Source organism: Natronospirillum sp. (assembly GCF_022565775.1).
In the GTDB taxonomy this organism is placed as follows: domain Bacteria; phylum Pseudomonadota; class Gammaproteobacteria; order Pseudomonadales; family Natronospirillaceae; genus Natronospirillum.
Genome location: NZ_JAIUMC010000005.1, coordinates 60,503 through 77,579, shown reverse-complemented (window position 1 = coordinate 77,579; position 17,077 = coordinate 60,503). Strand labels below are relative to the sequence as shown.

15 protein-coding genes are annotated in these 17,077 nt (G+C 59.5%); all 15 read right to left on the bottom strand.

Translation table 11 applies throughout. The features are described from left to right. Window positions 1-148: 148 nt before the first annotated feature. Window positions 149-4,972, bottom strand: coding sequence for a DUF2341 domain-containing protein (locus tag LAT62_RS02695; RefSeq protein ID WP_293378561.1), 4,824 nt, complete (start codon window positions 4,970-4,972; stop codon window positions 149-151). Beyond that, on the bottom strand, window positions 4,969-5,415 hold the full coding sequence (locus tag LAT62_RS02690) for a hypothetical protein (RefSeq protein WP_293378558.1): 447 nt from the start codon (window positions 5,413-5,415) through the stop codon (window positions 4,969-4,971). Before LAT62_RS02690 ends, LAT62_RS02695 begins: the two co-directional genes overlap by 4 nt. Continuing rightward, a complete protein-coding gene (locus tag LAT62_RS02685) occupies window positions 5,412-6,251 on the bottom strand; it encodes a prepilin-type N-terminal cleavage/methylation domain-containing protein (RefSeq protein ID WP_293378555.1) in 840 nt (279 codons plus the stop codon). The genes LAT62_RS02690 and LAT62_RS02685 overlap by 4 nt, the downstream gene beginning before the upstream one ends. Then, the gene (locus tag LAT62_RS02680; RefSeq protein WP_293378552.1) at window positions 6,248-6,814 is read right to left on the bottom strand and encodes a prepilin-type N-terminal cleavage/methylation domain-containing protein; all 567 of its coding nucleotides are present in this window, start codon (window positions 6,812-6,814) and stop codon (window positions 6,248-6,250) included. The genes LAT62_RS02685 and LAT62_RS02680 overlap by 4 nt, the downstream gene beginning before the upstream one ends. Then, window positions 6,805-7,341 carry a type II secretion system protein gene (locus LAT62_RS02675; RefSeq protein ID WP_293378549.1) on the bottom strand — a complete coding sequence of 179 codons (537 nt, stop codon included), beginning with the start codon at window positions 7,339-7,341 and terminating at the stop codon, window positions 6,805-6,807. The genes LAT62_RS02680 and LAT62_RS02675 overlap by 10 nt, the downstream gene beginning before the upstream one ends. Before the next feature lie 73 nt (window positions 7,342-7,414). Beyond that, entirely contained in the window at window positions 7,415-9,301 is a 1,887-nt protein-coding gene (locus LAT62_RS02670; protein WP_293378546.1) for a diguanylate cyclase, read from the bottom strand. Window positions 9,302-9,421: 120 nt separating this feature from the next. Continuing rightward, the gene (locus LAT62_RS02665; RefSeq protein ID WP_293378542.1) at window positions 9,422-10,357 is read right to left on the bottom strand and encodes a sugar phosphate isomerase/epimerase; all 936 of its coding nucleotides are present in this window, start codon (window positions 10,355-10,357) and stop codon (window positions 9,422-9,424) included. Next, window positions 10,357-12,129 carry a bifunctional diguanylate cyclase/phosphodiesterase gene (locus tag LAT62_RS02660; protein WP_293378539.1) on the bottom strand — a complete coding sequence of 591 codons (1,773 nt, stop codon included), beginning with the start codon at window positions 12,127-12,129 and terminating at the stop codon, window positions 10,357-10,359. Before LAT62_RS02660 ends, LAT62_RS02665 begins: the two co-directional genes overlap by 1 nt. Before the next feature lie 92 nt (window positions 12,130-12,221). Then, entirely contained in the window at window positions 12,222-12,710 is a 489-nt protein-coding gene (locus LAT62_RS02655; protein ID WP_293378536.1) for a type II secretion system protein, read from the bottom strand. An 82-nt stretch (window positions 12,711-12,792) separates the two neighbouring features. Then, window positions 12,793-13,983 (bottom strand): L-2-hydroxyglutarate oxidase, encoded by a 1,191-nt coding sequence (lhgO, locus tag LAT62_RS02650; protein WP_293378534.1) that lies wholly within the window; start codon window positions 13,981-13,983, stop codon window positions 12,793-12,795. 10 nt (window positions 13,984-13,993) lie between these two features. After that, window positions 13,994-14,977: a glutarate dioxygenase GlaH gene (gene glaH / locus LAT62_RS02645; RefSeq protein ID WP_293378531.1), complete on the bottom strand. Its 984-nt coding sequence runs from the start codon at window positions 14,975-14,977 to the stop codon at window positions 13,994-13,996. A 111-nt stretch (window positions 14,978-15,088) separates the two neighbouring features. Beyond that, window positions 15,089-15,649 carry a lactoylglutathione lyase gene (gloA, locus tag LAT62_RS02640; RefSeq protein ID WP_293378528.1) on the bottom strand — a complete coding sequence of 187 codons (561 nt, stop codon included), beginning with the start codon at window positions 15,647-15,649 and terminating at the stop codon, window positions 15,089-15,091. Window positions 15,650-15,672: 23 nt separating this feature from the next. Beyond that, entirely contained in the window at window positions 15,673-15,849 is a 177-nt protein-coding gene (locus LAT62_RS02635; protein ID WP_293378525.1) for a DUF6435 family protein, read from the bottom strand. Between the two features lie 87 nt (window positions 15,850-15,936). Continuing rightward, on the bottom strand, window positions 15,937-16,080 hold the full coding sequence (locus tag LAT62_RS02630; RefSeq protein ID WP_293378522.1) for a hypothetical protein: 144 nt from the start codon (window positions 16,078-16,080) through the stop codon (window positions 15,937-15,939). Between the two features lie 441 nt (window positions 16,081-16,521). Then, window positions 16,522-17,013 carry a type II secretion system protein gene (locus LAT62_RS02625; RefSeq protein ID WP_293378519.1) on the bottom strand — a complete coding sequence of 164 codons (492 nt, stop codon included), beginning with the start codon at window positions 17,011-17,013 and terminating at the stop codon, window positions 16,522-16,524. Window positions 17,014-17,077: the final 64 nt, after the last annotated feature.

Here is a 17,077-nt window from a genome sequence, read left to right as displayed (position 1 = left end):
TGACAGCTCGACTCCGCACATCCCTGTGCGGAGACGGTCTGCGGCTCAGGGCACCACCGCCCAGCGGCCGCACCTCTGGAAGCAGGCTCGATACTGTAGGCCAGCGACGTCAGTCGCGCTCGGCGGCGCAGCCGCCCTTTGAAGGGGCCTACCGCCCCTGCGGCAGCATGAACAGCATCGGAGGTCGGCCTTCGTAGACACCAAAGGAGGCTGTGGCCTGCGGCCCGCTGAACTGCCCCTTGTCATCCTCTCCCAGATCGTCATCCAGGCCGTAGGGCCAGGGAAACTGCAGGTACAGCGGCACGGTCGTCCCGCGAATGCGCGCCCGCACCGGAGTCGCGCCGCTGTAATCGGCCAGCAATTCCGCCTCGCCCCCGTTCAATGCGCCCGGCAGTGTGACGGATACGCCGCCGAGTGCATTCCCCTCTGCATCCAGTGCCTCGAACTGGCCGGCATCCAGGTCGGGTAATGCACCGGTGGCATCACTGGCCTCACTTTGCGCTGCAGTGTGGGTCTGGAACTGGTTGCCGTCCCAAAACTCCAGCGTCAATGGCAGGCGCAGGGTGCGGTTGACCGGGCCCTGAGTCGGACGCAGGCGCAGGCGACCGTAGATCAAGTCCAGGCCCTGAGGGTTCAGGTCAGACAGGGTGTAGGGCAGGCAGGTACTGTCGGCATCGGCATAACAGACGCCGTCGTCATCCTGCAGTGCTGACGCCGCCAATTGCAGCGACAGTTGCAGCGTCTGCGGCGCCTGGTCGGCATCGGGGTTCACGATTTTTTCGATGCGCAGTGTCGTGCTCGGCTCGACAAACAGCTGGGTCAGCCAGGGGTCGTCGGCATCGGCTTCATAGATAACCTGGGGCTCGTCCGGTTCCACAAACCCGCCGGCATCCCCGGTATTACTCAGGCTGGCTTCACCGCTGCCGGCACTGGCCAGCGATGCCAGGTCATTCTGATAGTTTTCCGTGACGCTGCCGGAGAAGGGGACTGCCGGATCGGCCCGCCAGCCGCGCGGCGTCAGCAGGACGCCGGTTCTGTCGGTCTGGCTGAGTCCGAAGGGCTGGCCCTGGTAGATGAACGAGCCGGTATTCTGTGACACCACCCCACCGCTCAGAGTCTGCAGTTCAAATTCTGCGGGAATGAAGCGGCCGATATCGGTCTCCGTGCTGATCAGATCGACACCGCCCAGGAAGGCTTCTATCCGGGCCTGGGCGCGCACAATGCCGACCTCGTTGAAGCGCAGTGGTGGCGCCGTGTCGGTCATGCGGATAACACCCGGGTCACCGGCAACGGGCTCCCAGTGGCTGGCCTGAGTGCTGTTGCTGCCCGATGCGGTCAGGCTGCCTGCGCCGCCGTTCGGGATCAGAACCGTGCTGTCGTCCCAGTAGACATCAAACAGGCCATCGATGGCACTGAATCCCGGAGTAATCGCGCCGTCTATGTCCACGGCCATGATCTCGGTGGTGAAGGGCTCTCCGGCGCGGGCGAACACAGGCCCGGTGGCAGCACTGGCCTCCGGATTGGAGGCTCCGGCCTGAGTGCGTATCTCCTGCAGTCTTATCTCGGCCGGTCGGCTGCGAATCTGGATACTGCCGGTAATGGCGTTCTGTGGTGCCGGCTCGCCGTCTGCGTCTTCCGGCACATAGCGCAGATTCAGTGTCTGCAGGCCGATATCGGGCGAAAGTAGCCGGAACCCGGTGGTGGCATTGTCATCGACGCTCCAGGCCACGTTCCGCGTGTCTTCTCCACCAATGGTGTTGTCCGGGTTGGGTAGCGGGATGGCCGTGTCGTCGTCCAGTATCCATGACACCTGGTAGCCATCACTGCAGGAGCCCGGGTTGTCGCAAACGGTGCCGGTTTCCACATCGACCGTGGCAGCCGGATCAAACACCGCGGTGCAGACACCGGTATCGGGATCGGTGGTTACCGGGCGGGCAAACAGCTGTTCTCCGGTTTCGCCGGCAATCAGCTCTGCCAGGCCGGTAGCGGCATTGCCTGCGTCGAAAAACTGGAAGCCGGCGTCGCTGAACAGTCGGTCACAGTCGGCCTGTTCTACACCATTGATAAAGCATTTTGGCTGTGCCAATGGCCGGGTGGGCGGGGAGCTGCCACTGACATCAAAGCTGTAGGTGCCTTCGTCCGGGGGCAGGAAGTTGAGCGAGTCACCGCTGGTGAACCCTTCGATCTGGTTCCCGTCAGCCCAGCCACTGGCCGGAACCAGCGTCGCGTTGAATGGCTGCGTGAGCTGTTCGGCACAATCATCGTCCAGGCAGGCTCGAAGCCCGACGGGTGTGAATTCGCAGGTCAGCCCTTCGCTGGTCGGGAAATCGAACTCGAAGTGATTAATCTGCAGATCAACCGGGTTGAGCTCATCGGCGCAGATTTCAAAGGTACCGAATTCATGGATATTGTTGCTGCCGCCAGTGGAGCCGGTCAGTGACAACAGAAAATTGTCCGGTACCGGAGACTGAGAAAAGCCCGGGCTGGCGTCGTTGAGTACATCAAAGTCTTCTATCAGGGTCTGATAACCATTGCCATCCCCCACATCACGCTCGATGCGCAGCACTGTGGTGCCAGTTGTTCGCGAATTGATGGTGACCCGGTAGCGGTGTGGCGTCGTCTCCCCGGTGCCATCCACGCCGGGCGTTAGACTGCTGGTGCCCACCAGGTATTCATAGCCACTTTGACCCTGACCGGCACCGCGCACCGCCACGGCATCAGTGACTGAACCCGGTCCGCCGTTGCGGCCCTCGGTCGGGTTGGAGAAGTTGCCGAACTCGTCCAGCCCAATGCCCAGCCAGCCGCCGGCAAAGCCATTGATGCCGGAGCGGTTGGCATAGCCCAGAGAGCCACCGTAGCCACCTGGCTGCGGCGTCACCTCGGCATCCGACAAGACGATAGTTAGACCATCAGCACCGCTGCCGCCGTAGGCGTAATAGTCGAACTCGAGTTCGACCCGATTCCCGGCGGCTGGAATCAGGCGCTGCAGGGTCGCAGCCGTGGCCTGATTGTTGACCGCCTCAGTCATGCGCAGACGGCCGCTGCCGGCGACCTCGACAATCTGCGGTATGAAATTGCCCAGTGACGTACTGGTCACCCAGTCAGAACCCAGGTCACTCCGATTGAAATTGTCGGAGAAGCAGGTCTGCACTTCATCCTGCGCGGTTTCCTGCTGGCCGAAGAAGTGGAACTGGTTCGGTGCGCTGATGTTGTTGTACTGGGTGCGCAGCCACGGCTGGCTGCGGGCGACGGCGGACATGCGAACTTCATCCACGCCGCCTCTGAAATAGGTTTCGCTATTGCCCTGTTGCTGAGCATGCCCGGATTTGACCGGTTCACTGGTGGCATTCAGTGTGCTGCCGGAGCAGCCTGTGTTGGTAGCCACCTGTTCACCGTTGATATAGGCGCGGGTCGTGGTGCCATCAAAGGTGATGGCGTAGTGCGCCCATTCATCAAGCACTGGCGCTCCACCATCGAACCAGGCTTCGTTGTTGCCACAGGTCACCCCCCAGGTTATCGATGTATTGCTGCGCACTGCAATGCGAAACAGGTAATTGGCGCCCCAGCCGATGCGCGAACCCTTCCAGAGGATGGGGTTGTGGTTGGGCGTCGGCTGATTGGGCTCGACTCTGGCCCATGCCTCGGCGGTCAAGGTCTCGGTGATATCGAGACTGGATGTGTGCGGAAAGGTCAGTGAGGGCCTTTCAGTGCCGCTTTCGGCTGTCTGACCCCGATGGTCGCGAGCACCATTGATGGCACCGTCCGTCAGGTACAGCGGGTGCCTGTTGCTGGCGCCAGTGACCGAGCCGTCATTGCCGAAACTGGTCGAATCCAGCAACGGGGTGCCTTGATTGCCAAGTTCCTGAAGATGCTGCACCAGACGGTAATTATCGTCCCAGGTGCCAGGCACATCCTGCTGGTCAGGCGCTGTATCGTTGCCATAATAGATGTAGAACAGGGTTTCGTCGGTGGCAGAGAGGGCGGGCGCCCTGACCCAGGCTTCCAGCTCGCCGGTGTCGTAGCGCTCGATTTCATGAGGCAGTCGGTTGCCATCATTGTCGGTGAAGAACAGGTCTGCACCACTGCTCTGGGCTGCATCAGCTATCTGATTGTCGTCGATGCTGACCAGCATGGGGAAACCGGACAGGGCGCCTTCAACTCGATCAGGATCGATCACGAAACACTTGCGGAACTCCCAGTTGATATCCGCCCATGGCTGATCTGCGTCGGCCTCACAAGCAGGCGGAGTCTGGCTATCGTCGTAGGTGATGATGACCTGGCCGTGACCGCCACTTCCTCCGGAACGGGCGGCTCCACCGCCGCCAGGAGCGTTGTGGCCACCACCACCGCCACCCCCGGGAGCACTGCCGTCATTACCATCTGAATCGTTGCCACCGGAACCACCGGTGCCGGCATCGGCAGAAATGCCGTCGGGTGCATCGCCACCGGCACCGCCACTCCCGCCGCCGCCAGTTTGGCCGTCGTTTCCGTCATCACCAGACGCGATCGTTGAGTTGGTCACATGAGCTGTGTCGACGATGCCTGCTCCGCCCGTTCCGCCCGGTTGTGCTCCACCAGCTTCGGTGACCAAACCCTCTCCGCCAAGTGCCACAAGCAGGTCATCCCCGAACGCACTGGATTCACCATCTCGAGATCCTTCCTGTCCTCCTGAGCCGACCTCCAGTTGAAACTCGTCGCCTGGCACAACCGCTACTGTTCCTGCGGCATAGCCTCCCGCACCGCCACCTCCGCCCGCGCGATTGTTGCCTTGCGTATTGCCACCCTTTCCGCCGCCGCCCCAGACTTCAACTGTGATCTGGCTCACGCCCGCAGGTACAGTAAAAGTATGAGATCCGGGCACATCAAACACGTCTGACTGCTGTTGCGCATAAAGGGTGGTAACTGGCATCAGCGCGAGCAGTGACGTCGCAAAAATGCTGATGACTCTCAGTAAAGCCCACTTTACTGTCATGGTGCCTCCTGAGTTTCTACTACGGCTGTCATGCGATGCCAGACATACTCGGTGTCCTCCGGCGTGCGCCCTGCGCTTTGACTGGTGGCAGTCAGTGTCCAGAGCGTAACGCCGTTGTAGGTGTCTTCGCTGCAGGTCACGTTCAGCACCAGGTCCGGGAAGTCGGCATGGGTTGTGTCGTTCAGAGCACACTCGGCTTCATCCGGTGAGGCTGCGGAGACCAGGTACTGGGCGCGCAGTTCCAGGCCCGATTGATTGAACAGCTGCGCGCGGGTGGTCTGCAAGGCCTGGCTTTGCGCTGCCGAGGTATCGACGGTCAATTGACTTATGGCGACAACAGCTCCAGCCAGCACCACGATCAGAAACACCACCAACACCAGCACGAAACCACCCTGCTGTGGAGGTCTCGCGGTCTGGTTACTGTATCTCGATATTGTCTTCATGGCGCATTCACCAACTGGAATACCCGGGCCAGGCGCACACGTTCACCGTCTCTCGACACCGTGATGTCGACCAGCAGACTGGGTGCAGAATAGGTGCTGCCCGGTATGAACTCGAAAGCACAGCTGTCCAGGGCCGAAGAGACCAGCCGGTCACCGCTGGAGCCGAAACTCTGGCTGCGGGTCAGGGTGGCCGCTGCAGGGTCGCAGGTCCAGTCGACTCGCCCCTGGGTGAGATAGAGCCGGTTGAACAGAGAACCGTCGCCGCCCGGGTCAAATCGATGCGGATTGGGCAGGTTGATGGTGGACAGTTCTCCTGCGGTACAGGGGTCGTCGATATCATCGATTGCCCGTGAAACCGACCCCGTGTTTGTGCTGCCCGGCGGCCAGGCCGCCAGAGCCGAACCCGAGTCAGCCGGAAACAGCACCACATGATGGGGGTCGCTGTTCGGGTCATCGCCGGGGTCGATAAGACAACCCATCACCTCAAGCGGGTTGCCGGGCGTCACGGGCTGAGACGGATTGAAGTCATCACTGTAGCGACCGGCAGGCAGAGCGCTGGCGGCATCAAACGAGGGCCGGCTCAGAGCCAGCAGGGCAAAGGCATTGTCTTCGATATCGCCAATCGAGTTGGGCACGGCCTGATAGATATCCTGCTCCAGACGCTGCATGATGGTCTGGGCTTCCTGCACCAGGGTGGCGCGTCGGCTGCTGTCGGTGTAGGCGCTGAACTGGTTGCTGATGATGGGCGACACCACGGCGGCAATAATGCCCACCAGCACAATCACGATCACCAGTTCGATCAGGGTAAAGCCGTTGCGCGAAACAAACTGTTTCATGCGCACTCCTCCCAGCCACTGGTCCGATAGGCCTGCAGACGGGTGGGCGTGCCGGTGGCATCGTCGACGGTGACTGTTATGCGCAAAATGCAGTTGGCTGGCGCGCTGCTGAAAGGGGTCTCCAGCCCGCTGTTGCCGATCTCGATCCGTACATTGTAGGCACCCAAACCGGGAATGATCGTGCCGTCAGGAGCCATGACGCCACCCTCGTGGGTGTCCGCGTTGTAGCCATTATAGGCGCAGGCCGAGTTCAGCAGGTCCAATCGGTTGCTGCCGGACAGGTCGCTCAATTCTGGCATGTCGGCGCAGGGGTCAATGGGCGGGCTGGCCCCGTCATCAAATCGGGGATCGGCATCTGGATTGTAGAAAGGCTTGCCGGTAACCTCATCCATGAAAGACTCGGCCAGGGCCAGACTCTGCGCGCGGATCAGCGGATCTACCTGCAGCAGGGTGGTGCGGCCCAGAGCGGTGAGCACACCCACCACTGCAATGCCCAGCACCACAATGGCGATAATCAACTCGATCAGAGAAACACCCGACTGGGTGCGCAGGTTCAGTCCCATCGTGCATACCCCGTCGTGTCATCCACGCGAATGGTTCTACCGGAGGGGGTATGGGTATAGTGACGAGTGCCTTCACCGGGCGCCGCGAGGTCTAGCACGGCACCAAAGAACCAGGCTTCGCCGCGCGGTGTGAAGACAATCTGGAACTGGCTGCTGCCGGCATCATCCTCAAGGCCGTCGATCGGGGTGTCGCGAATGAAATCAAGGGGGCGGTCCAGAACCTTGTCAGCCAGGGGAGCCGAGCAGTCGTCTTCCGACTCAGCAAAGGCTTCGAGGCCGCTGCCGGTGAAGTCCGCGCGCACAAAACACTGGGTGGCCAGGGCATGGCTGCGCAATCGCGCCAGGCTGGATACCATCTGGCGCACATCAAACTGATTCTGAAACAGAGAGACATTAGGCAGTCGTGGGATGGCCACTGCAGCAAGAATACCCAGCAGAATAACCACCATGATCAATTCAATCAGAGTGAACCCGGCTGAACATCGGCTGACCATCCGTGGGCTGGAGATTAAACGGGACTGCGGCATGATGATCGTCTTTGTTATTCCGTCTCAGGATAGCGTGCAGACAGCCATTCAGGCAAGGGCGAGGGCAGGAGTATCAAACGGCAGTCGTGCGGCCCTGACGCTCGTACTTCACCTTGTACATGGCCTGATCGGCGGCGCGAACCAACTGGTCCGGGCTGGAGCCGTCATGCGGGCAGACGGCAATGCCGATACTGACCGTAATGCTGGCCCGGTGAGGCCCGAGCTGATAGTCCTCGGCCAGCGCCTGCCCCAGTTTGTCCGCCAGCTTACAGGCCCGTTCATGAGCACACTGGTGAGCGACCAGAGCGAATTCGTCGCCGGACAGTCGAGCCACCGTGTCTGACCCGCGCACCGTATTCTGCAGGCGGTGGGCCACTTCCTGCAGCAACTGGTCGCCGGCCGAGTGGCCGAGTGAGTCATTGACCGCCTTGAATCCGTCGAGGTCCATGTAGAGCAGACTCACTGGTTGTTGGTACCTCTGTGCCGACGCGATGGCCTGGCCAAGCCGGTCGTAGAATAGCACCCGGTTGGGCAAGCCGGTAAGACTGTCGTGCGTGGCCTGCCACTGCAGCTTCTTTTGCGCTGTCTTGCGTGCGGTGATGTCGAGGATAATGAGCAATGCGGCATCGTTGCCCAGCGGGGCGCTGCGCACTTCAAAATAGCGTTCTTCGCCTTCGATGGCCAGTTGATGCTCAAAGGCATGCATGCGTTCGGTGGCGAGCGTCAGCCGAACATACTCCTGCACCTTGCGCGCCAGCCCCTTGGGCAGCGCTCTGACAATATGCTGCCCCAGGAATCTGTGTGGCGGCAGTGGCAGCCCGATTTCTTCTCCCGACTCATAGTCGAGCACCTTGCCCTGTGCAGATACGGTGACCAGAAGGTCCGGCAGGGCTCTTACAATGGCCTTGTTGCGCTGATGGCTGGCGGCCAGTGCCCGTTCGCCTTCGGCCAGCCGAGCCAGTGCCTGCAGTCGACGATACAGCAACCAGCCAATGGCGATCAGCAGCAGCGTGCCCACCAGAGCGATCAGGCTATGCCGTAACTGCTGGTCACGGGCAAAGGCGGCGAAGTCATTCAGCAAAGGTCTGCGGTCCTCTCCTGCGAGTACAATCAACTCCCAGTTGGACAAGGGGTTGAAGGCTACCTGCCGCGGCGCCTCTTCGGGTGCGTAATCGATGATCACCTGCCCTGGGCTGTAGAAATTCTGTTGCGCTTCCGGAACATGGTCTATCCGCTGGCCAGGCTGGGTGCTGACGTACGGACTGCTGAGCAGAATTTCACCCCCGGGGTGTATCACCACAGAGCGCAGATAGGGGTTGTCGGTAACCTCACTCAGGGACAAGGACAGATTTTCCAGGTCCAGCGCAGCGGCGATCACGCCGATCATGTTGCCGGCTTCATCCAGTACCGGACGACTGACGGCGATGAACGATGTCTGTTCTTGTATTCGGGCCGTCATGGGCAGGGAGACGAAAGGTCGGTCTTCTCCCTGCAGGTGCATCTGAAAATAGTCGCGATCAAAGACATTGGGTGGCGCTTCGTCCGGCACTGTCCAGGCCACCACGTCACCTTGCAGGTCGATGTACAGCAGTTCCGTGATATGGGGCACTGGCGTGACCTGGGCCCGCAGCAGGGGCTCCAGGGCCTCGATGTCATTGTCGATGGTCAGGATGTATTGTCGGAGTGTGCGCAAAGACTGGTCGACCGCTTCCAGCCTTGAGCTGATCAGTTCACTTTGCATTTGCGCAATCAGTTGCGTGCGCTGCTCAATCTGCTGTTGTCCGAAACTCTGGTATTGACGATTGCTGTCCGCGTAAGACCAGCCCAGATAAGCCAGCCCTGCCAGCCAGAAAGCCAGCAACAAACAAATGAACAGCACGGGTGAATGGCGAGACTCAGCCTCGGATTCGCTGCTATCATGTTCACGTCCTGTTCTGATATGTCCGCTTTCTGATGCCATCCTGCATTCATGCGCTGTTATTTTACATGTGATCAGTGTATGACAGTTGTCCCGCTTTTTCACGACTTAAAAGATACCGCACCGGCTATGGCAGAAACTGTCCGGTGGAATCTGTTCTCGTCACCGCATGCACTGGCGCATGAAGTCGATGCCCTGTTGAATACCGTCAAGTGGCGGCAAGTCCGGGTCTTCGTGCTCCAGGCTGAGCAGGCCGGTATAGTGGTGCGCCTGCAAGCGCAGAAGAAAAGCGCGCCAGAAGCCGTCTCCGTGCCCGCTTCCAGGCACCGCGAACTGCCAGGCCCGAGGGGTGTGGCTCATTGGGCGGGGGTCGAGAAAGCCCCAGAGGGCCAACTCCTGAGGGTTGGCTCGCCAGTCTTTCAGATGTACATGAAACACCGCCTCGGCCAGAACCTCTATGCCGGCAAGGGGGTCCAGCCCCTGCCACCAGAAGTGGCTGGGGTCGAGGTTGGCGCCGATCCAGGGGCCACAGGCCCGGCGCAGCTCCAGAAGTGTTCCGGGTGAATGGACCAGAAAGCCGCCATGCATCTCCAGGGCTACCCGCACCCCCTGTTCCCGAGCGCGCTCGTTGATCCCCTGCCAGTAGGGTATCAGCTCGTTCTGCCAGACCGCTTCCCGATAGCGTGGGTATTCGCTTGGCCAGCCGACAATGGGCCAGTTGAACTGGCTGCCACTGCCGCCAACTCCGGAGAAGGTCACTATGGTGTCGACCTCCCAGGCGTTGGCGAGCTCCAGTGTGGCCTGCAGCAGGTCGTCAGCCTGCCGCGCCGTTGGGACATCGGGATGCAGCGGGTTGCTGTGGCAGCTGAGCACCAGATGATGCACCCCATGCGCGGCTAGATCAGCGCGCAGTGTCTGGCGTCGTTGGGGGTCATTGCGCAGGGCCAGCGCATCGGCGTGCGCCGTGCCGGGATAGCCACCGACGCCGAGTTCCAGGGCGCTCAGTTGCCAGGTCGCTGCCTGCTGCAGCAAGGCGGGCCAGTCCTGGGTGTCCAGAGCGGGCGTGAAGAAGGCCAGTCGATCTGCCAGAGTCTGCATCAGTCTGCATTCCAGTAAGACAGCTGCTCAACCTCAGCCGGGAGAACGGGGGGTGAGAAATAGTAACCCTGCATGATGTGCACGGATTCACGGCTCAGGAATTCGATCTCTTCAATCCGCTCGACGCCTTCCGCCACCACAGCCATGCCCAGCGAGCGGGCGAGATGGATGATGGCACGAATGATCAGTTGCTGCTCCGGCCGTTCATCCACGCGATGGACAAAAGTTCGGTCTATCTTCAGCACGTCAATGGGCCAGCGACTGAGGTAACTCAGGTTGGAGTAGCCAGTACCAAAATCATCCACACTGATCAGTACCTTCATGTCTTTCAGGGCAGAGACACACTGATTGATATCGGGGCTGGGCTCCATCAGTGTGGATTCGGTCAATTCGAATTCCAGCACCTCTCCGGGCAGGTTGTACTGGGCCAGCAGTGCCTCCACCCGATCCACAAAACTCGGCTGGTGGATCTGCAGTGCTGACAGGTTGATGGCCACTCGCGGCGGGCTGCTGCCGGATTGGCGCCAGGTGGCAATCTGCGCCAGCACCTGGTCCAGGACCCAGTCGCCCAGTTTTACAATCTGTCCTGTCTGCTCTGCCAGCGGGATGAACTCGACCGGTGAGATCAGGCCTCGCTCCGGGTGCTGCCAGCGCAGTAACGCTTCGAGACCGGTCATGCGCTGAGTACTGTGGTCAATCTTGGGCTGGTACTCCAGAAACAGCTGGTCGTTGTCCAGAGCATCCTGCAAGGTTTGGCGAAACGACAGCCGGAACAGCGACTGATGACTGAAGCTCGCATTATAGGTGCCGACCTGACCCGGTCCCTGGCGTTTGGCCTGGTACATGGCGAGGTCTGCACAGCGCAGCAGGTCATCAAAATTGTCTGCATCACGCGGAAAGACGCTGACACCAACGCTCGCGGTCAGCTGGAGTCTGAAACCGCTGATCTCCAACGGTACAGCAATAGTGTCGGGAATGCGCTGTACCAGATCATCAAGTGGCAGGTCTTCACCGGGTGCAAGCAGTACAAATTCATCCCCACCGAAGCGGGCAACCCAGCCTTGCTGGCCCACCAGTGCTCGCAGGCGCTCTGACAGGGTGACCAAAGCCTCGTCACCGAGGCGATGTCCCAGCGTGTCGTTCAGTGATTTGAAGTTGTCCAGATCAATGAAGATCAAGGCCAGCTGCTCGCCATCGGTCAGTGCAGACAGGTGTTCTTCACCCAGCACTTCGAGTCGACGGCGATTCAGCAGACCGGTCAGCGGATCATGGTGAGCCAGGTATTCGATACGGGCTTCTGCCTTCTTGCGCTCGGTGATATCACGTGCCATGCCCGCAGTGCCGACCACGTCACCCTGCGGTGAAAAGACCGGTACCTTGATCGTTTCCGCCCAGGCCACCGAGCCCGAATCACCGGTGATGTGCTCCTGGCGGATCAGCGGGCTCTGGTCGGCCATCACCTGACGATCATCCTCGAGATAGGCCAGAGCCTGGTCACGTTCACTGAGATCCAGATCGGACTTGCCAATAAACCAGGTCACAGGCTGGTCAAAGGCGCGGCTGAACTGACGGTTAACCAGCAGAAAACGGCTTTCGCGGTCCTTGATCCAGGTGAGGTCGGGAATGCTGTCCACCAGTGCCTGAAGATGGCTCTGCTGGATGCGGTCGGATCTGGCCCTGCGCTGCAGGACAACAGCGGTAATGGATGCAATGACAGCCCAGAGAAGCGCGCCGCCCAGTAGCACCAAACCAAGGCTGCCGGAGTCACTCATGCGGTTGATCGCCTGCTTGTGTAATCTTTATGAGTAGATTGTAGGCACAAACCCCAGTCTTCTGGCAAGTTGAAGGGCGGCTGGTGGCGGGGTCAGTCAGCAAGTGACAGCACGCAGGGCTGTGTTGCATTCCAGGTATTGAACCAGGCCTCGTTAGGATGATTGCTGGTGTCGTCGCCCAGAAAGCGGGTTATCCAGAACAGTGCTTCGCCGGGTTCCAGATCGTCGGCCCACTGATCTCTGGGGGTGCTGGAGTTGATGTTGCGCAGCGAATAGAGGCTCTGGTCCAGTTCCGGCAGAAACGCGTTCATGCCATCCACGCAGGCCTGGTCACCGGTGCTGGTAATGTCGACACAGTCATCCTGGCCGAGCCGACAGGTCAGTTCATTGGTAGTGTTGCGACTGCGCAGGGCAGTGGCCTGCGCCTGCACATTGCTGTACTGCGCGTTGCCTTGCAGGTCGAGCAGGCGTGGCAACGCGAAGCCGGACAAAATGCCCAGAATCACGATGACCAGCACTACTTCTATCAAGGTGAATCCACCGGCGCGGTTGCGGGCCGGTACTGCATCGATACAACTCACTGGCCAGACACCTCCTGTGCTGCGCCAAACAACATTACCCGCTAGATTAACCTTGGCGCAGAAACCCTGCAAATTTTCAGTTTCAATCCAGTGCTTTGACCTGCTCGACAATATGGGCCCCGATGGGCAGGGCCGAGGTGGCTGCCGGTGATGGGGCGTTGCACACATTGACCGTGCGCTTCGTGTTCATGAACAGAAAGTCATCGACCAGCTTGCCATCCCGTGAGACGGCCTGGGCGCGAACACCGGCCGGATAGGGCTGAAGGTCCGACAGCGTCAGGCCGGGGCAGTATTTCTGCACCTCTTTCAGGTAACCCGGCTTGAACAGGGAATTCTTCAGTTCCCACAGTCCCGGTTTCAGATTGTCTTTCAATACCCGGAGAACGCCCGGGTTGCGCAGCATGGCGGCACTGTCGCGCAGCGAAATATCCGACTTGCGATAACCTTCGCGCTTCCAGGCCAGCACCGCATTGGGGCCGACGGTCACCGAGCCATCGATCATGCGTGTCAGATGCACGCCAAGAAACGGCATGGACGGGTCGGGAATTGGGTAGATCAGGTGATTGACGATGGCATTGTGCTGCGGTGCCAGTCGATAGTACTCGCCGCGAAACGGCACAATGGTGAAATCCGGTTCAAGCCCCAGCATTCGCACCACCCGGTCCGCCATCAGCCCGGAACAGCTGACCATGCGCCTACCCTGAAACTCGCCTTGGTCGGTTTTGACGACCACCGTATCGGCACGCTCTTCCAATCCGGTGACGGTCGTGTCAAGGCGGATCTCGCCACCGGCGTCGGCAAACACCCGGCCCATGGCTTCCGTGACCCGTGCATAGTCGACAATGCCCGAGGAGGGCACGAAAATTCCCCCAAGCCCGGTGATATTCGGCTCGCGCTCGCGCAGTTCCTCCTGGCTGACCCAGTGGCGCTCCACGCCGTTGCTGGCGGTGCGCTCCCAAAGCGCCTGCATGCGCTGCATCTCCAGCTCATTGGTGGCAACCAGCAGCTTGCCGCACGCCTCATAAGGAATCTTGTACTGATCACAGAACGCCTTGGTGGCGCGGTTACCTTCCAGGCAGAAGCGGGCTTTCAGGCTGCCGGGCGCATAGTAGACGCCGGCATGAATGACGCCGCTGTTGTGCCCGGTCTGGTGACGGGCCAGCGCAGGCTCCTTGTCCAGGAGCAGCATGCGCTGGTCCGGGTATGTCTGCTTGAGCTGCATGGCGGTCGACACCCCAAGGATGCCGCCGCCGATAATGATGATGTCGTACACGCTGTGGTCCTTATTGCTGGCGCGGATTGCGCAGGGTTCGCGCTGCCGTGAAATAACCGCGCTGACGCATCAGCTCCCGGCGCAGTTCAGAGTGCGGCTCGAATCTGTCCCGCCCGTGCAACCAGAAATGGTTGTTGATGAGCAGGAAGCTCCCGGTGGGCACTGGCAGCGACACCTTGTTGGCGCTGAATTCGAGCGATTCTGACATATCGGCCAGCCAATTGCCTTCCTGATAATCTCTCGGCTGCACAAACTGGTCAATGTAAGACATGATGGGGCGGCCTTCGTTGTCCACATCGAAGACGGGGTGCCAGATGTCCTTGCCCACATTCTTGCTCGGTGGTGCCGCCCAGCGCATGGGCCGGCTCGCCAGCGGATGTCTGAAATACTGCGCCATATCTTCCCAGTCATCCAGATGCAGCAACAGCGAATTGCCACCGCGCATGTTCTGTTCGTCGATTTTCATCATCAGCACATAGTCGGTGTCCTGTTCGACAAAGGTGCCGTCATTGTGCAACTCCATCACGCGATGCGGCGCGCGCAGATAGCTGTCGGAATTGTCGACATTCTGCACCACGAAGCGGGCATAGTACTGACCGCTCATGGCATCGTGGTTGGAGCGACCGATCAGATGAGCCACCGCCGTGGCGAATTTCACCATGTCATCGGCATCCTTCACCTGATCAAGACCTTGCGGATTGACCACCAGCCCACCGGTACTGCGATCGACCATGGCATCCACCAGAAATGGACGCAGTGTTCCCTGACACAGGTCGTCCAGAACCCGGGCCACGCGAAAACGCAGGAAGGACTTGTACTCCAGGGCCTGCATGGGCCAGGCGACAGTGGCAGCAAGAAACTCGTCGACAACCGCAGCGTCAACGTCTACTTGCAGCAGTCGGGATGACTGGGGTGTTGGGCTAACCGAGAACCCGGTCATTGGGTAGTCGGAGGGCGATGCGTGTGCACGGTGGGTATCGGCCAGTACAGTCATGGGAGTCACCTTCTGATCAACATAATTCAAAAATATCTACATATTATATTTATGTCAATAAAAAGCCCCGAAAATGGGGCTCCCGTCACTTGGCACTGCAAGGGCTTATGCTCAGCCTGACTGCAGATGCTGCCGCAGTCCATCGGGCAGCCGCGCCGGTTCGAAGATCTCGATCCAGTAGCCGTCCGGGTCGCGGATGAAGGCGATGTCGTTCATCTTGCCGTCTTCGGGTCGCTTCACGAAGCTGACGCCGAGATTGGCAAAGCGCTGGCAGGCAGCCTCCAGATTAGGCACGGCAAAGCCGATATGGCCGAAGCCCTTGGGCTCGTCGTTGCCACTGTGGTAGTTCACTGCCGGGTCGCTTTCGGTGCCCCAGTTGTGCGTGAGTTCGAGCAGAGCAGGGCGGCTGAAGGTCTGCACCAGCCGCTCGTCGGCATTGTCTGACCATTGCTCCAAATCCTGGCTGTCGATCGCGGCCAGGAAGTAGAGGGTGAAGGTCATCTCCGGAAAGTCGAGCTTGCGCACCAGGGTCATGCCCAGCACCCGGGTGTAAAAGTCCAGCGTTCGCTCCGGATCCTTGATACGCAACATGGTCTGGTTGAACACAAACCCTTCGGTGGCGGGATCCCGCTGTTCATTCAGGCCGGGCGCGGTTTCGAAATGGCGGCTCATACAGCTCCTCCCTGTGGCGTGAGTTACTGGCCGGTTTTCTCTGCGGCCTTGATTTTGGCGTACAGTGCTTCGGCTTCGGCGGTGAGGTCGGAATAGGTGCGAATATCGCCGCTGCGCTGAGCCGCCAGTGCCGCAGCCAGTTTGCGCTCGTAGTCACGGCGCAGTTTCTTGGTGGGGTCGGTCTTGAACAATCCAAACATGGGGTGGCCCGCTTATCAATGGTTGACCATTGGATACGGCAGGGCTGCGGCTGCAGATCTGCCTGGCACCGTGATAGAACAAGGGGATCAGTTGCGGCCCAGAAAGCAGACCTGCACTTGGCCATTGGGCTGACTGTTGGCCACCAGTTCGGATTCAAGGCGCACGGTATAGTCACGGTTGGGATTGTTGTTCACTGTCCAGTTTTCATCGGCGGGCAGGTTCTGTGCCATGGGCAGCTCATAGGCCCGTGCCAACTGACCGGCCGGTTGATTGCTGTTGAAACTGCAGCGCGACCAGCATGCCCAGAATGACAGCTCGATCAGGGTGAAGCCTTACCTATAGCAAAATTTAGCTTGTCTGGAATTAACTGCTGCCATCCCCCAAGCTTACTCGGTCGTTGCTTATTTTTCTTTAGTGCGGTTCAGTCCATTGCTACGCAAAGCTACTGCGTCGGCCGAGAGCAAGGAGCTAAATCGCAAACTGAACGGATTTTCAGGGAGCTATAATTTGGTAGCCGAATCAAGAGAGAGTACAGATTTAGTCTCGAATTCAAATACACCGATCATCAACCCCGGCAGTGGGATTCCCTGTCAGTTTTGATGATCGGTGGAGTCAAATCAGCCATTGCCTGCTTGTTTTTGGGGCAGGCCCTCTTCCACCTTTCTGGCAAATTAGCAATCGACGTCTACTACGGCTCTGGCTGTGACGTCACCATCACTATTAATGGAAGCTTCTGTATAAGTAACCGTGCAGTCTTCATTCCCATCTATCTGGAAGACAATTGTACCTGCTGTTGTGGTAGCTCCATCTCCATCAACATCTCTCGCGGTGGTGTCAGGCGCGTCATCAAAACCAGATAAATCGGCTGCAGCTACTATTCCGTTCGCGGTAGCCTCGGGAGCCCCACCATACATATCAACTGTAACGCCTCCATCCAGAGTTACTTGGCCATCCAAACTTAATCCCTCAACAAGTTGCTGAGACCGGGTAATGCCAACGGCTGATCGCATTGCTCCAGCAAGCCCTTCTGCAGAAGCCTGCCGCGCACTATCCCCAAAATCCGCAAACCGCGGCAGGGCAAAGGCCGACAGAATGCCCAGGATGACAATGACCATGATCAGCTCGATCAGGGTGAAACCTTTCTGTTGTTTTTTCATGTTCATTACTGCTGTCTCCAAAAATTTGTCTGTGTGGTAGGAGTTAGCAAACTCCAGGCCAATTCAGTCA